Consider the following 14,086-nt stretch of genomic DNA (forward strand, 5'->3'; position numbering starts at 1 on the left):
TCGGCATGCCCGGAGCCGGGACTCACCCACAGGAGCCCTAGCGGTGAAGGCACTGGTCAAAGAGAAGGCGGAGCCCGGGCTGTGGCTCACGGACGTCCCGGAGCCCGCCGTCGGGCCCGGCGACGTACTGATCAAGGTGCTGCGCACCGGTATCTGCGGCACCGACCTGCACATCAGAGCCTGGGACGGCTGGGCGCGGCAGGCCATCAGCACCCCGCTCGTGCTCGGGCACGAGTTCGTGGGCGAGGTCGTCGGCACCGGACGGGACGTCACCGACATCGGCATCGGTGACCGGGTGAGCGGCGAGGGCCATCTGGTGTGCGGCAAGTGCCGAAACTGCCTGGCGGGCCGCCGTCATCTGTGCCGGGCCACGGTGGGACTGGGGGTGGGCCGGGACGGGGCGTTCGCCGAGTACGTGGCGCTGCCCGCCGCCAACGTCTGGGTGCACCGGGTGCCCGTCGACCTCGACGTGGCCGCGATCTTCGACCCGTTCGGCAACGCCGTGCACACCGCGCTGTCGTTCCCGCTCGTCGGCGAGGACGTCCTGATCACCGGCGCGGGACCCATCGGCCTGATGGCCGCGGCCGTGGCCCGGCACGCCGGCGCCCGCAACGTCGTGATCACCGACGTCAGCCCGGAGCGGCTGGAGCTGGCCCGCAAGGTCGGGGTGAGCCTCGCCCTCGATGTCTCCGGCGCCGGCATCGCCGACGGGCAGCGCGCGCTCGGTCTGCGCGAGGGCTTCGACATCGGCCTGGAGATGTCCGGCCGCCCCGAGGCCCTGCGCGACATGATCGCCAACATGACGCACGGCGGCCGTATCGCGATGCTCGGCCTGCCCGCCGAGGAGTTCCCCGTCGACTGGGCCCGGATCGTCACCTCGATGATCACCGTCAAGGGCATCTACGGCCGCGAGATGTTCGAGACGTGGTACGCGATGTCCGTGCTGCTGGAAGGCGGCCTCGACCTCGCGCCCGTCATCACCGGCCGGTACGGCTTCCACGACTTCGAGGCGGCGTTCGCCGACGCCGCGAGCGGCCGCGGCGGCAAGGTCATCCTCGACTGGACCGCGTGAATCCCCTGTCCCGCAAGCACCTCAGGAGCCCCCTCATGTTCGACTCCGTGCGCGACGACCTGCGCGCCACCCTCGACGAGATCCGCGCCGCCGGCCTGCACAAGCCCGAGCGCGTGATCGGCACCCCGCAGTCCGCCACCGTCAATGTCACCGCGGGTGGCCGCCCCGGCGAGGTTCTCAACTTCTGCGCCAACAACTACCTCGGCCTCGCCGACCACCCCGAGGTCGTCGCCGCCGCCCACGAGGCCCTGGACCGCTGGGGCTACGGCATGGCCTCCGTCCGCTTCATCTGCGGCACGCAGGAGGTGCACAAGGAACTCGAGGCGCGGCTGTCGGCGTTCCTCGGCCAGGAGGACACGATCCTGTACTCCTCCTGCTTCGACGCCAACGGCGGCGTGTTCGAGACCCTGCTCGGTCCGGAGGACGCGGTCATCTCCGACGCGCTCAACCACGCGTCGATCATCGACGGCATCCGCCTGTCCAAGGCCCGCCGCCTGCGCTACGCCAACCGTGATCTGGCCGAGCTGGAGGCCCGGCTGAAGGAGGCGTCCGACGCGCGCCGCCGGCTGATCGTCACCGACGGCGTCTTCTCCATGGACGGCTATGTGGCGCCGCTGCGCGAGATCTGCGACCTGGCCGACCGCTACGACGCGATGGTCATGGTCGACGACTCGCACGCCGTCGGCTTCGTCGGCCCCGGTGGGCGCGGCACGCCCGAGCTGCACGGTGTCATGGACCGCGTCGACATCATCACGGGCACCCTCGGCAAGGCGCTCGGTGGCGCGTCCGGCGGCTATGTGGCGGCCCGCGCCGAGATCGTCGCCCTGCTGCGCCAGCGCTCCCGGCCCTATCTCTTCTCCAACACGCTCGCCCCGGTGATCGCGGCGGCCTCCCTGAAGGTCATCGACCTGCTGGAGTCCGCCGACGACCTGCGGGTCCGGCTCGCCGAGAACACCGCCCTCTTCCGCGGCCGCATGACCGAGGAGGGCTTCGACGTCCTCCCCGGCGACCACGCCATCGCGCCGGTGATGATCGGAGACGCGACGGTCGCCGGGCGTATGGCGGAGCTGCTGCTGGAGCGCGGCGTGTACGTGATCGGCTTCTCCTACCCGGTCGTGCCACAGGGGCAGGCCCGGATCCGGGTGCAGCTGTCGGCCGCGCACTCGACGGAGGACGTCAACCGCGCGGTCGACGCGTTCGTGGCGGCACGGGCCGAGCTGGACGCCGAGCAGGCCTGAGCGGCGCGTTTGAGATAATCGATCGCATGATCGAAGCGCGGCGGCTCCACATCCTCCGTGCGGTGGCGGACCACCGTACGGTGACGGCGGCTGCCGCCGCGCTGTACCTCACCCCCTCGGCCGTCTCCCAGCAGCTCGCCGCGCTGGAGCAGGAGACCGGACACCGGCTCGTCGAGCGCGGCGCCAAGGGCGTACGGCTCACCCCCGCCGGTGAGATCCTGCTCGACCACACCAACGCGGTCCTCGCCCAGCTGGAGCGGGCCGAGGCCGAGCTGGCCGCGTACAGCTCGGGAGCCGCGGGCACCGTCACGGTCGCCTCCTTCGCGACGGGTATCGCCCTGGTCGTGGCACCCGCGGTGGCCAGGCTCGCCGAGTCCGCGCCCGGGATCCGTATCCGAGTCCAGGACGCCGAGGGCGACGCCAGCCTGCCGATGGTGCTGGACCGGCAGGTCGATGTCGCCGTCGCCGTCGAGTACCGAGGTGCCCCGCCCGCCGACGATCCGCGACTGGCCCACGTACCGCTGTACGCCGAGCCCTTCGACGCGGTGGTGCCGGTCACCCACCCACTGTCCGGCGCGCCGGAGGTCCCGCTCGCCGGACTGGCCAAGGACTCCTGGATCGGCCCGTACCCCGGCAATCCCTGTCATGACGTGGTGGTCCTGGCCTGCGAGAACGCCGGCTTCCAGCCCCGTATGGAGCACTCCTCGGACGACTTCCGCGCGGTCGTGGCCCTGGCCTCCGCAGACGCCGGCGTCGCCCTGGTGCCGCGCTCGGCGCTGCGCGGCATGGACCTCACGGGCGTGGTCGTCCGCCCCGTCGACGGCACCGCCCCCACCCGGCGCGTCTTCGCCGCCGTACGCCGGGGAGCCGAGGAGCATCCCCTGATCCGCCCGGTGCTGGACGCGCTCCGCACGGCGGCCCAGGCGCAGCCGCTGCCGGTGTGAGGAGTGGGAAACCTGGCTGTTTCATATCTGGGACAGTTTCCCGAATATGAGAACAGATGGTGATGGCGCGGACCCCGTCGACACCCGACTGGGTGTCCGTCTGGCCGAGCTGCGGGCCGAACACGGCTGGTCCCTGGGTGAGTTGGCCGATCGTAGCGGAGTGAGCCGGTCCACCCTGTCCCGGGCCGAGCGGGCGGAGATCAGTCCCACGGCCTCGCTGCTGAACCGTCTGTGCGCCGTCTACGGGCGGACCATGTCCCAGCTGCTCAGCGAGGTCGAGGCCGAGCCGGCACCCGTGGTGCGGGCGACCGACCAGCCCCTGTGGCAGGACCAGGCCTCCGGTTTCGTACGGCGGTCCGTGTCCCCTCCGCACTCCGCCCTGCGCGGCGAACTCGTCGAGGCGCGCCTCTCGCCGGGCGCCGACATCGCCTACGACCGTCCGCCCGTCGCCGGTCTGGAGCAGCACATCTGGATCCTGGAAGGCGCCCTCGACGTTGACCGCGCAGGACACCGAGCACCACCTCGGCACCGGCGACTGCCTGCGCATGCGCGTGTGGGGGCCGACCCGGTTCCGGTGTGCCGCTCCCGAGGGCGTGCGATATCTGCTGGCGGTGGTGCGGCCGTGATCGTCAACCGTCTCGACGAAGAGCAACTCCGCAAGGTCCTCTCGGAACTGGCAGGCCTGCTGGCCGACACCGTCGACGCCGGTGCCTCGGTCGGCTTCCTCGCCCCGCTCGACCGCGCGGAGGCCCTCGCCTGGTGGGCGGAGCGGGCCGCCGACGTGGCCGCGGGCCGGCTCGTCGTGTGGGCGGCGTATGACGGGGACCGGCTGCTGGGCACCGCGAGCCTCGCCTTCCCGGGCAAGGCCAACAGCCGTCACCGCGCCGAACTCGTCAAGCTCATGGTGGCCCCGGACGCCCGCGGACGCGGCCTCGGCCGCAGGCTCCTGGCGACGGCGGAGGGCGCCGCCGCGGCGGCCGGGGTCACCCTCCTGCACCTGGACACCGAGACCGGCAGCCCCGCCGAGCATCTGTACCGCTCCGCCGACTGGACCGCGATCGGCGCGATCCCCGACTACGCGGCGAGCCCCGACGGAGTGCTCCGGCCGACGACGATCTACTACAAGCACGTTCCGGCAGGCGCCCTCACCAGGTGATTGTCAGTGGGAGCGGCTACCGTGCCTGCCATGCCGGATGCCGAAGACGTACGACGTATCGCCCTCTCCTTCCCGGACACGACGGAGAAGATCGCCTGGAGCATGCCCACGTTCCGGGTCGCCGGGAAGATGTTCGCGACGCTGCCCGAGGACGAGACGTCCATCGCCGTGCGCTGTCCCAAGGTGGAGCGGGACGAACTGGTGCTCGCCGAGCCGAAGAAGTTCTGGATCGCCGACCACGAGGCGTCGTTCGCCTGGGTCCGGGCCCGGCTCGACGCGCTGGAGGACGAGGGCGAGCTGCGGGTCATCCTCGCCGACTCCTGGCGTCAGGCGGCCCCGAACCGGCTCCTGGAGGCGCATCCCCGGCTGGGACTCCCGACGGCGGAGTGATGTCCCCGGGAGGGTCGGCCCCCGGAAACGGATGCGCGATCACCGGTGCGAGTGCGGTATTGTTTCCCTGCGCGTTCGGCCGGGGGAACCCCCAGGTCAGACGGGCAACGGGACGTGGCGCAGCTTGGTAGCGCACTTGACTGGGGGTCAAGGGGTCGCAGGTTCAAATCCTGTCGTCCCGACAGAAACGACCAGCGGGTCTGCCGGAAGGCAGGCCCGCTGATTGCGTTGTGGCGTCAGCGTTGCGGGTCACCCGCCACCATCGAGGTCGTCGCGCCGGCGCAGAACCTCCAGCTGGTGGCCGCGCAGCTCCATCTCGTACAGCTTCCCGCGCGCGTTCTCGAAGGGCCGGTGGAGGATCATCATCAGCCGGCCGTCGAAGGTGTGGAACAGCATGCCGTGGCCGCTGTCGTCGCGGACCAGAGGCTGATGCTGCTCCCAGGGGCCTTGGACGTCCCCGGATCTCGACACCGCGTAGGTCTGCACGTAGCCGCCGCTGACGGTGCCGTCCTCGCCGGCCGTGTCCTTCTCGTAGGTCGACCACAGCATGAGCAGGGACCCGTCAGGGGTGCGGTACAGCTGAGGGCCGTCGGTGATGTACGGCGGGAGCTGGTGCGGTACGCCCGCGGGGATCTGCTCGGCGGTCCAGGGGGCGTCCGAGGCCTTGAAGAGATACACCGGGTCGCCGGTCGTCCGGGACAGGTCCGGAGCCAGCCGGATCGCCTCCATCGTCCCGTCGACGGTCTGGAGCCACTCGTGCGCGTACACCATCCAGGGCTGCCCGGACGGGTCGACGTACAGCGTGCCGTCGAGGGTCATGAGGTGCTCGGGCGGGACGGGGCGTGCGGGGTCGAGCACGGTGAACGGGCCGAGCAGCGAGTCGGAGACCGCCGTGATCGTGCCGCGCATATGGGTCGGGGTCCGGAACGGGACGCCCCACTGGTTGGGCGGCGGGACCGGGAGCGGTCTGTCCTCGTTGTGCAGCGTGGTGAACAGGTAGTACCTGCCGTCCCACGCGTGCACCTCCGGCGCCCACGCGCCGTCCGTCGCCCAGATGCCCTCCTGCTCGGCGGCCCGGAACACCACGACGGGGCGCGTCCAGTCGTGCAGGTCGTGGCTGCGGTAGACCATCGTGCCCGTGCCGTCCACGCCCGACACGGACGGGACGTTGGAGGTGTAGAGGTGATAGGTGCGGGTCTCGCCGTCGGCGACGACGAACGGATCGTGCAGCGGGATGTCGGGAAGCCGCATCAGCTCACCCCTTCGTGCGGGTCCGCCCCGGTCAGATCACACAGCCCGCATGGGCCAGCGCCTGCTTCAGCAGCACTCCGTGTCCGCCCGGCATCTCGCTCTGCACCGCCTCGGAGACGGCCTCCTGCGGGCTGAACCACACCAGGTCGAGCGCGTCCTGCCGAGGACGGCAGTCGCCCGTCACCGGCACGATGTAGGCCAGCGACACCGCGTGCTGGCGGGGGTCGTGGTACGCCGTGATGCCCTGGGTCGGGAAGTACTCCGCGACTGTGAAGGGCTGCAGCGACGCCGGGACGCGGGGGAGCGCGACCGGGCCCAGGTCCTTCTCCAGATGGCGCAGCAGGGCGTCGCGGACCCGCTCGTGGTGCAGCACGCGGCCGGAGACCAGCGTTCGGCTGACCGTTCCGTCGGGTCCGATGCGCAGCAGCACACCGACACTGGTGACTTCGCCGCTGTCGTCGACGCGTACGGGGACGGCCTCGACGTACAGGATCGGCATGCGGGCACGTGTCATCTCCAGTTCGTCGGAGGACAGCCAGCCGGGCGTGGTATCGGTCATGTCAGACATCGCTTGATCATACTTTCAGCCGTTCGGGCTTCCTGGATAGCCGCTCCAGGGGAACTGTGACCGGCCACACGCCGTCCTAATCCCCTCCTGGCATGTCGTCCGGCAGCCGGTAGACCCGCAGGGCGTTGTCCCGCCCGGCCCACCGCGCGATGCGCAGCGCGTCCGGCAGGGACAGCTCGTCGGCGTCCACCCGCTCCTGGAGCAGCCCCGCGAGCCCCTGCCGGAAGGCCAGGGCCCCGAGGTGGAAGAACTCCGCCACACCGTATGCGTCGGAGCTGTACAGCAGTTTGCGGAACGGTGTGATCTCCAAAGCCTCGGCGAGGACCGCACCGGCCCGGGCGGGGCCGACGTAGTGCAGGGTGAGACCGACGTCGAGGTACACCTGCTCGAAGACCGCCGCGAGGTAGGCGGCCTGCCGCTGGTAGGGCCAGCAGTGCAGCAGCAGGACGGGGATCGTCCCGGCGGTCAGGTGCAGCCAGTCCGTGAGGTGGGCGGGGTCGGCCCGGTGCAGCCGGATGTCGTTGTCGCCGAACCCGGTGTGCAGCTGGAGCGGCAGGCCCAGGTCGACGGCGGTCCACAGCAGGTGCCGTACGAGGACCGGGTCGGCCAGCCGTCCGCCGTCGGCGGACCAGCGCCGGGCGGCCTCGGTGACCTCCGCGTCCGAGGGGCGGCCCGGGTCCAGGTCGAAGCCGGTGCGGTAGGCCGCCACCGACTTCACCGCCACCACACCGGGCCGCCGCACGGCGTCGAGCGCGGCCGCGCGGAAGGCGTCCGCGTACGCGTCCGGTTCGACGCCGCCGGCATGCACCGACTCGGCGACCCCCTCCAGCCGTACGACCTCGTACGCGGACCCGACCGCGGCCTCGGCGAGTTCGGGCGGGGTGGTGAGCCGGTCGGCGGCGAAGCCGGTGTCGACGCAGAGGACGTCCGTGCCCGAGGCGCGCAGGAAGCGCCGCCGCACTTCGCGCCACCCCAGCTCCGTGCGACGGGTCAGGTACTCCTCGGCCGGGGCGTGCCGGGGCAGGTCCAGCAGGGGAGCGCAGTGGCGGCGCACGGCCACGCCCACGGGGCTGTCGAAGGGCGAGAGGCCCGGCCAGACATCGCCCTCCGTGAGGAGCGCCTCGAACGCCGCGCGGTCGAGGTCGGCGGTGACGGTGCCGTGGCAGTGGTGGTCCACCAGCCTCAGGGCGTCGAGCGTCTCGCGGACCGCGCTCACGTCAGTACTTCCAGCGGTACGCCGCCGCCACCTGGTCGTCGTCCAGCCCGGCCACGGACGCCAGTTCGCCCCGCCGTACGGCGATCACCGCGTCGGCCAGGACCGGGCCCAGTGCCGCCCGCAGTGCTGCGTCCTGGCGGAACTCCTCGACGGACTCCTGCAGCGAGACCGGCAGCCGCCGCACGCCCCGCGCCGCCGCCTCCGCCTCGGCCAGCCCTGCCGGGTCCCCGGTGATCTCCCCGGGCAGGGCGGCGGAGGACGTCAGGCCGTCCAGCCCGGCGGCGATCAGGGAGCCGATCGCGAGGTAGGGGTTGGCCGCCAGGTCGACCGGTTTGATCTCCAGGTTGGCCGCCTGGTCGCGCAGGCCCGCCGTGCCGGTGATGACGCGCAGGGCGGTCTCCCGGGTCTCGCGGCCCCAGGCGGTGAACACGCCGGCCCACTGGGAGGGCCTGAGCCGCAGATAGCTCGCTGGGCTCGGGGCGGTCACGGCCGTGAGGGCGGGCAGATGGGCGAGGAGGCCGGCTGTGAACGACTCCGCCTCGGCCGTCATGCCGTACCGGCCCTCGCCCCCGGAGTGCAGGCTGACACCGTCGCGCCACGCGGAGAGGTGGACGTGGCCGCCGTTTCCGACGCCCTGCCCCACGACGGCCGGGGCGAAGGAGACCCGCAGCCCGTGCCGCTGGGCCACCGCGCGGACGGTCTGCCGTACCAGCACGCTGCGGTCGGCCGCCGCCACCGGGTCGACGGCCCCCACCGAGATCTCGAACTGCCCGGCCGCGTACTCGGGATGGACCTGTTCGACGTCGATGCCCTGCGCCGCGCAGGCCGCCAGCAGGTCGGCGGTGTAGTCGCCGAGCTCGACCTGCCGGGTGGCGCCGTAGGCGGGGCCGGTCGTCGCGGGCACGAACGTGTCGTCGGGCGCGTCGCCCCGGGCCACGGTCCACTCGATCTCGATGCCCGCCCGGAAGGTGAGGCCGTGGCGCTCGGCCGCCTCGGTGACGATCCGGCGCAGGAAGGTGCGCGCGCAGCCGGGATGCCGCTCACCGTCCTGCGTGATCCGGTCGACCGGCGCCCACGCCCAGCCGGGCTGCCCGGCCAGCACCACCAGCTGGTCGAGGTCCGGATAGAGGCGCAGGTCGCCGTCGGGTGAGCCGAGGACGTCGGTGGTGACGATGGAGTCGTTCGCCAGGAACGTGTCGAACACCGGGGACATGCCGACGCCCCAGGCCGCGGCGGAGGCGAGCCGGGCCGTCGGGACGGTCTTCACCCGGCCGATGCCCGCGGTGTCGACATAGGCCAGCACGACGCCGTGCACGCCCCGCCCGGAGAGCTCGCCGCTCAGCGCGGTGGCCCGCTCGACGTCGCCGGGGCGGCCGCCGGGCACGGGATCGGCAAGGGTGGTCATACGCCTCTTCCTCCGGTCAGGGCTTCACGGCCACCGCGCCGAACTGCGGTACCAGCACGGCCGAGCCGGCCTCGGCCTGCCACTGCCCGCACGACACCAGGCCCGGTTCGAGCAGCTCAAGACCCTCGAAGAACGCGGCGATGTCCGTGCCGCTGCGGGCGGTGATCGGGGGAGTGGCGTTCTCGTTCCAGAACTTCATGGCCGGTATCTGGCCCGCGCCGCCGAGCTCGTCGTCGAAGGTGGGGTGGGTGAGGACCAGGAAGCTGCCGGAGGGGACCGCGGCCATCACGCGGCGCACGATGTCCCGGGCCTTCTCGGTGTCCAGCACGAAGTTGAGGATCCCCAGCATCATGACGGCGACGGGCCGGGTGAGGTCCAGGGTGTGCCCGGCCCGTTCGAGGATGGCGTCCGGGTCGTGCACATCGGCGTCGATGTAGGCGGTGACGCCGTCCTGGGTGCCCGTCAGCAGGGTGCGGGCGTGCACCAGCACGATCGGGTCGTTGTCGACGTAGACGATCCGTGAATCGGGCGCGACCCGCTGGGCGATCTCGTGGGTGTTGTCCGCCGTCGGCAGCCCCGTGCCGATGTCGAGGAACTGCCGCACCCCACGCTCGGAGGCCAGGAACGACACCGCCCGGCCCAGGAACTCCCGGTCCGCCCGGGCGATGTCCCGGATGATCGGGAACATGCCGGCGACATGCTCGCCGACCCGCTGGTCGACCTCGTAGTTGTCCTTGCCGCCGATCCAGTAGTTCCACACGCGGGCGTTGTGCGCCACACCGGTGTTCAGCCGCGCCGAGCCGCTCGACGGGGTGTGGCTCTCACTCACGTCTCTTCCTCTCCTCGCACGAGCGACCGGAGGACCGGCCATCGCCGCCATTGTGCCGTTCCGGTGATCACGCTGTCCCGGGAATCGGCGGAGCGGGCAGGGCCCTCGGTGCGTCGCGGGAGAGAGCCGTCGCCGGGCTACTCGACCTGGCTGGGGTCCGGGGAGGGCGTCTTGCCGGCCAGCACGTCCTTCAGATTCTGGGTGCCGGTCTTCACCGCCTGCTCGACGGAGTCCTGCTCGTCCCCGTCGAGCCCGCCCGCCGTGACGGTGATGGCGTCGTTGCCGACGCGTACGGCCGCCACGGTCAGGGTCAGCGTGGCCTCCGCACCCCCGGTCGTCCCCTGCACCGTCACGCGCAGGCCCTGACGGGCGTCGCCCACCTTCGGCGGCGAGGTCTCGATGACCTGGACGGTGCGCTGTTCGCCGTCCTCGGTGACGGTGAACTGGTCGCACTTCTCCGGCAGGGTCGCCATCCAGTTCAGGGAGTCCTGCGGGTCGGTCCGGTCGTAGGAGGCGACCTGGTACAGCAGGCGTGAGTCGCCCTCCTCGAAGCCGCGCAGCGCGTTCGCTCCCGACGGCCTGCCCAGCAGATCGTCGTCGAACAGGGAGTTCATGAGGCGCTGGCAGTCGGCGGCGTCGGTCTTGGCGGTGAGGAAGTCGGAGACGTCGACCGTGCCGATGACCAGACTGTCGTTCCAGTTCTCGGCCTCCGTGTCCTTGACCTGGGTCCAGTCGTCCTCGATGTCCGCTTCGGTGATCAGCGCGGTCCGGGCGCCGCTCTCGGTGAGGGTGGCCGTGGGAGAGGGGGTCTGCTGCTTCCCGGCGACCTGTGTCGCGGTGATGCCCGACGCCCGTGATCCGTCTTCGGCGCCGCCGTCCGAGCAGGCGGCGGTGGTGAGCAGAGTGCCTGCCGCCAGAGCGGAGGAGAGAACGCGGGCGAGCGGGGACGGACGACGGGTCATCGGGAGTGCCTCCTGGGAACGGGACGCGTGTCCTCAGCGCACCACCGGCACCGACGGCCCACCACCGGCACCGGACCGATCGGGTGAGCGCCGCCCGGAGCGAAGACGGCTCATGTTCCGGCCCGCGCATGCCCGTTCTGCCAGGCCCAGGCCGCGATCTCGACGCGGTTCCGGGCGGCCAGTTTCAGCTGCACGCTGGACAGGTGCGTCTTGACCGTGGAGAGGGAGACGTACAGTCCGGCCGCGATCTCGGCGTTGGTGCGGCCGAGGGCGACCAGGCGGACCACGTCCAGTTCGCGCTCGGTCAGCGGCTCCTGGAGCGGGGCGGTGGGGGCCGGTTGTCGCACGCCGTCGGCGGCCGGGACGGCGGTGATGTGCTTGAGCAGACGGACCGTGACCGACGGGGAGACCAGCGAGTCGCCCGCGGCGGCGGCGCGGACGGCCTCCGCGAGCAGGGTCGGCCCGGAGTCCTTGAGCAGGAAGCCGCAGGCGCCGCCGCGCAGCGCGCCGTACACGTATTCGTCGAGATCGAAGGTGGTGACCACGACCACCCGCAGCGGGTCGGCGACATCCGGTCCGGCCAGCAGCCGGGTCGCCTCCAGACCGTCCAGCTTCGGCATCCGGATGTCCAGCAGACACACGTCCGGCCGCTCACGGCGGGCCAGCGCGAGGGCTTCCTCGCCGTCGCGGGCCTCGGCGACCACGGTGATGTCCGGCTGGGCGTCGAGGAAGAAACGGAATCCGGTGCGGACCATGTCCTGGTCGTCCGCGATGAGCACCCGGATGGGAGCGCCGGAGCGACCGGCGGCGCCGGAGGCGCGGGCCGGGCCCGGTGGGACGGGGGTCGTCATGGGTCGATCATGCCTCAGGGCGGGGGCCGGGCAGGGGCGTCAGGTGGAAGCGGCTCCATCTTCCGGAAGCTGCTCCATCCTCGCCCGCGGTCCCGGATGCGGGCCTCCGCCGAACGGCCGGGCCCGGAAGCGGGCCCTCGGCCGTTCGGCCGATCCCGCCGCGCGGGGGTCTCGCCTACCGTGATCCGCATGAGATCCACCTCCCCCGGGGCTGCGCGCGGGGCTTCGGCGTCGGGCTCCTCGTGGCGGCCTCGGTCTACGACCTGCTGATCGCGGCCGCCTTCAGCCACGGCCTCTGGCTGTCGGCGACGGTGCTCCTCGCCGGGTTCGCCGCCGTGCTGTGGCCGGTCGAGCGGCGGCCCTCGTGGCTCACCCCGCAGCTGCGCACCGCCGTGCCCGCCATGATCTCCGTGCTCTTCACGGCGGGGGTGCTGCTGACGGACCGCGCGGAGGCGCTGTTCGGGCCGGGCGAGGTGGTGATCCTGCTGAGCCTGCTGTTCATCGCCGTACGTCACTGCCCGTGGCCGTCGGCCCTGCTCTGCGGCGTGCTCGACGCGGTCGCCCTGCTTCTGCTGCCGGGGCGTTACTTCCGGTCGCTGTCGGACGCCCTCGTGTTCATCGTGGTCGGCCTGATCCTGATCGGGTTCACCGCCGGATCCGCCGCGTACCTGCGCTCCCTGGACTACCGGCGCACCGTCGCGGTCGGCGAGACCCGCCGTGCCGAACGTGTCGCGATCGCCGCCGACCTGCACGACTTCGTCGCCCACCACGTCACCGGGATCCTCGTGCAGACGCGGGTGGCCCGCATGATGGCCGACCGGCAACCGCAGGAGGACCTGGACCCCGTCCTGGCCGGTATCGAGCACGCCGCGACCGAGGCACTGGCTTCCATGCGGCGCACGGTCGGCGTGCTGCGCGACACCGGTCCCGAGGCCGCCGACCGCCGCCCCGTCGGCGATCTGGCCGGCATCTCCGACCTGGTCGCGGGCTTCGCAAGCCCGGTCCAGAAGTCCACCCTGCAACGCGACCCGGCCGTCTCCGACGACCTGCCGCACGAGGTTCAGGCGGCGGCCTTCCGGGTCGTCCAGGAGGCGCTGACCAACGTACGGCGCCACGCGGCCGACGCCACACGGGTCACCGTCCGTCTGGCCCGATCCGGCGACCGGGTGGAGGTCACGGTGACCGACGACGGCCACGGCGGCACTCAGCTCCCGGAGGCCGCCCACGGCGGCGGCTTCGGCCTGGTCGGACTGACGGAACGGGTGACCGCGCTGGGCGGCGAACTGCGCGCCGGGCCGCGCGGGGGCCCGGCCGGGGAAGCGGGTGCGGGCTGGCAGGTGCGGGCGGTGTTCCCGGCCGGGAAGCAGTGAGTGGCCACTCCGCACCTGGCTTCCGGGCTCCCGTGCGCTGTTCAATGAAGCTGTACACCCGCCGAGCGAAGCTGTACACCTGCCGAGCGAAGCCGTACACCCGGGGAGCGAAGCCGCAGACCCGCCGAGCGTGAGAGGAGCCGCCCGTGTCACCCGCCGTCGTGCCGCCCGTCGGCGCGCGCATCCGGCAGGCCCGGCTGGAGCGCGGCACGAGCCTGCGCGCGCTGGCCCGGGAGGTCGGCGTGTCGGCCAGTCTCGTGTCGCAGATCGAGACCGGCAAGAGCCAGCCCTCCGTCAGCACGCTGTACGCGATCACGACGGCCCTGGGGATCTCCGTGGAGTCGCTCTTCGACGCACGGGTCTCGTCGCCCGTGGTGGGTGCGAGCACGCCCGGTTCCCTCCCGCACGCCCTCGCGGCCTTCGCCGCCGACCCGGGGCGGCGGATCGGCCCGCTGGTCGGCGCGGGTGAGCGCGAGACGCTGGAGCTGGACTCGGGGTCGTGTGGGAGCGCCTCGGGCGGGTGCCGGGCGCGGACGTCGACTTCCTGCTGGTCACCTACCGGCCCGGCGGCTCCTCGGCGGGCTCCGGCGGCCTGATGCGGCACGGGGGCGCCGAGTACGGCTATCTGACCTCCGGCGAGCTGATCCTCACCCTCGGTTTCGACGAGTACACGGTGCGCCCGGGCGATGCCGTCTGCTTCGAGTCGACGACTCCCCACCGATACCGCAACGATGGAGAGGTACCCGCTGTGGGCGTCTGGTTCGTGTCCGGCGATGTTCAGTGACACTTGACACTCCTGTCACCCGGGCGTTCACTCCGAAGTGGGGGTGGTCG

The 14,086-nt window shown here is 72.2% G+C and carries 15 protein-coding genes, 1 tRNA gene and 1 pseudogene; 10 read left to right on the forward strand and 7 right to left on the reverse strand.

Annotation, left to right across the window (positions count from 1 at the left end):
- Window positions 1-43: 43 nt before the first annotated feature.
- The 7 genes and pseudogenes from tdh (at window position 44) to ACQEV8_RS37695 (ending at window position 4,982) form a co-directional block, all read left to right on the forward strand.
- Entirely contained in the window at window positions 44-1,072 is a 1,029-nt protein-coding gene (gene tdh / locus ACQEV8_RS37665) for an L-threonine 3-dehydrogenase (RefSeq protein WP_432969879.1), read from the forward strand.
- 35 nt (window positions 1,073-1,107) lie between these two features.
- Window positions 1,108-2,310 carry a glycine C-acetyltransferase gene (locus ACQEV8_RS37670; protein ID WP_432969882.1) on the forward strand — a complete coding sequence of 401 codons (1,203 nt, stop codon included), beginning with the start codon at window positions 1,108-1,110 and terminating at the stop codon, window positions 2,308-2,310.
- A 26-nt stretch (window positions 2,311-2,336) separates the two neighbouring features.
- Entirely contained in the window at window positions 2,337-3,254 is a 918-nt protein-coding gene (locus ACQEV8_RS37675) for a LysR family transcriptional regulator (RefSeq protein ID WP_432969885.1), read from the forward strand.
- Window positions 3,255-3,300: 46 nt separating this feature from the next.
- Window positions 3,301-3,880: pseudogene (locus ACQEV8_RS37680) on the forward strand (helix-turn-helix domain-containing protein).
- Window positions 3,877-4,410: a GNAT family N-acetyltransferase gene (locus ACQEV8_RS37685; RefSeq protein WP_432969888.1), complete on the forward strand. Its 534-nt coding sequence runs from the start codon at window positions 3,877-3,879 to the stop codon at window positions 4,408-4,410. The pseudogene ACQEV8_RS37680 and the gene ACQEV8_RS37685 overlap by 4 nt, the downstream one beginning before the upstream one ends.
- A gap of 30 nt (window positions 4,411-4,440) precedes the next feature.
- Window positions 4,441-4,800 carry an MmcQ/YjbR family DNA-binding protein gene (locus tag ACQEV8_RS37690; RefSeq protein WP_432969891.1) on the forward strand — a complete coding sequence of 120 codons (360 nt, stop codon included), beginning with the start codon at window positions 4,441-4,443 and terminating at the stop codon, window positions 4,798-4,800.
- A 108-nt stretch (window positions 4,801-4,908) separates the two neighbouring features.
- A tRNA-Pro gene (locus ACQEV8_RS37695) sits at window positions 4,909-4,982 on the forward strand.
- Between the two features lie 67 nt (window positions 4,983-5,049).
- On the opposite strand, the gene ACQEV8_RS37700 is transcribed toward ACQEV8_RS37695, so the two are convergent.
- The 7 genes from ACQEV8_RS37700 to ACQEV8_RS37730 form a co-directional block, all read right to left on the reverse strand.
- Entirely contained in the window at window positions 5,050-6,051 is a 1,002-nt protein-coding gene (locus ACQEV8_RS37700; protein ID WP_432969894.1) for a glycoside hydrolase family 43 protein, read from the reverse strand.
- Window positions 6,052-6,082: 31 nt separating this feature from the next.
- Window positions 6,083-6,619 (reverse strand): NUDIX hydrolase family protein, encoded by a 537-nt coding sequence (locus ACQEV8_RS37705; protein ID WP_215117242.1) that lies wholly within the window; start codon window positions 6,617-6,619, stop codon window positions 6,083-6,085.
- A gap of 76 nt (window positions 6,620-6,695) precedes the next feature.
- Window positions 6,696-7,835: an amidohydrolase family protein gene (locus ACQEV8_RS37710; protein ID WP_432969898.1), complete on the reverse strand. Its 1,140-nt coding sequence runs from the start codon at window positions 7,833-7,835 to the stop codon at window positions 6,696-6,698.
- 1 nt (window position 7,836) lies between these two features.
- Window positions 7,837-9,240, reverse strand: a complete 1,404-nt coding sequence (locus tag ACQEV8_RS37715; RefSeq protein WP_432969901.1) for a glutamine synthetase — start codon at window positions 9,238-9,240, stop codon at window positions 7,837-7,839.
- Window positions 9,241-9,256: 16 nt separating this feature from the next.
- Entirely contained in the window at window positions 9,257-10,069 is an 813-nt protein-coding gene (locus tag ACQEV8_RS37720) for an SAM-dependent methyltransferase (RefSeq protein WP_432969904.1), read from the reverse strand.
- A 137-nt stretch (window positions 10,070-10,206) separates the two neighbouring features.
- Window positions 10,207-11,031: a hypothetical protein gene (locus ACQEV8_RS37725; protein WP_432969907.1), complete on the reverse strand. Its 825-nt coding sequence runs from the start codon at window positions 11,029-11,031 to the stop codon at window positions 10,207-10,209.
- 110 nt (window positions 11,032-11,141) lie between these two features.
- On the reverse strand, window positions 11,142-11,882 hold the full coding sequence (locus ACQEV8_RS37730) for a response regulator (protein ID WP_432969910.1): 741 nt from the start codon (window positions 11,880-11,882) through the stop codon (window positions 11,142-11,144).
- Window positions 11,883-12,124: 242 nt separating this feature from the next.
- Here ACQEV8_RS37730 and ACQEV8_RS37735 point away from each other — a divergent pair, with 242 nt between their 5' ends.
- From ACQEV8_RS37735 to ACQEV8_RS37745, 3 genes are all read left to right on the forward strand, one after another.
- Window positions 12,125-13,252 carry a sensor histidine kinase gene (locus tag ACQEV8_RS37735; protein WP_432969913.1) on the forward strand — a complete coding sequence of 376 codons (1,128 nt, stop codon included), beginning with the start codon at window positions 12,125-12,127 and terminating at the stop codon, window positions 13,250-13,252.
- 146 nt (window positions 13,253-13,398) lie between these two features.
- Entirely contained in the window at window positions 13,399-13,848 is a 450-nt protein-coding gene (locus ACQEV8_RS37740; RefSeq protein WP_432969916.1) for a helix-turn-helix domain-containing protein, read from the forward strand.
- A complete protein-coding gene (locus ACQEV8_RS37745) occupies window positions 13,848-14,036 on the forward strand; it encodes a cupin domain-containing protein (protein ID WP_432969919.1) in 189 nt (62 codons plus the stop codon). The genes ACQEV8_RS37740 and ACQEV8_RS37745 overlap by 1 nt, the downstream gene beginning before the upstream one ends.
- Window positions 14,037-14,086: the final 50 nt, after the last annotated feature.

The organism is Streptomyces sp. CA-179760, from assembly GCF_050937045.1.
Classification (GTDB): domain Bacteria; phylum Actinomycetota; class Actinomycetes; order Streptomycetales; family Streptomycetaceae; genus Streptomyces.

Excerpts from the sequence above, each read along its gene's own strand:
- ACQEV8_RS37725 (WP_432969907.1), bottom strand. The coding sequence starts at position 11,031 with ATGACCCGTCGTCCGTCCCCGCTCGCCCGCGTTCTCTCCTCCGCTCTG.
- ACQEV8_RS37730 (WP_432969910.1), bottom strand. The coding sequence starts at position 11,882 with ATGACGACCCCCGTCCCACCGGGCCCGGCCCGCGCCTCCGGCGCCGCC.
- ACQEV8_RS37745 (WP_432969919.1), top strand. The coding sequence starts at position 13,848 with ATGCGGCACGGGGGCGCCGAGTACGGCTATCTGACCTCCGGCGAGCTG.
- ACQEV8_RS37700 (WP_432969894.1), bottom strand. The coding sequence starts at position 6,051 with ATGCGGCTTCCCGACATCCCGCTGCACGATCCGTTCGTCGTCGCCGAC.
- ACQEV8_RS37690 (WP_432969891.1), top strand. The coding sequence starts at position 4,441 with ATGCCGGATGCCGAAGACGTACGACGTATCGCCCTCTCCTTCCCGGAC.
- ACQEV8_RS37705 (WP_215117242.1), bottom strand. The coding sequence starts at position 6,619 with ATGTCTGACATGACCGATACCACGCCCGGCTGGCTGTCCTCCGACGAA.
- ACQEV8_RS37715 (WP_432969901.1), bottom strand. The coding sequence starts at position 9,240 with ATGACCACCCTTGCCGATCCCGTGCCCGGCGGCCGCCCCGGCGACGTC.
- ACQEV8_RS37670 (WP_432969882.1), top strand. The coding sequence starts at position 1,108 with ATGTTCGACTCCGTGCGCGACGACCTGCGCGCCACCCTCGACGAGATC.
- ACQEV8_RS37675 (WP_432969885.1), top strand. The coding sequence starts at position 2,337 with ATGATCGAAGCGCGGCGGCTCCACATCCTCCGTGCGGTGGCGGACCAC.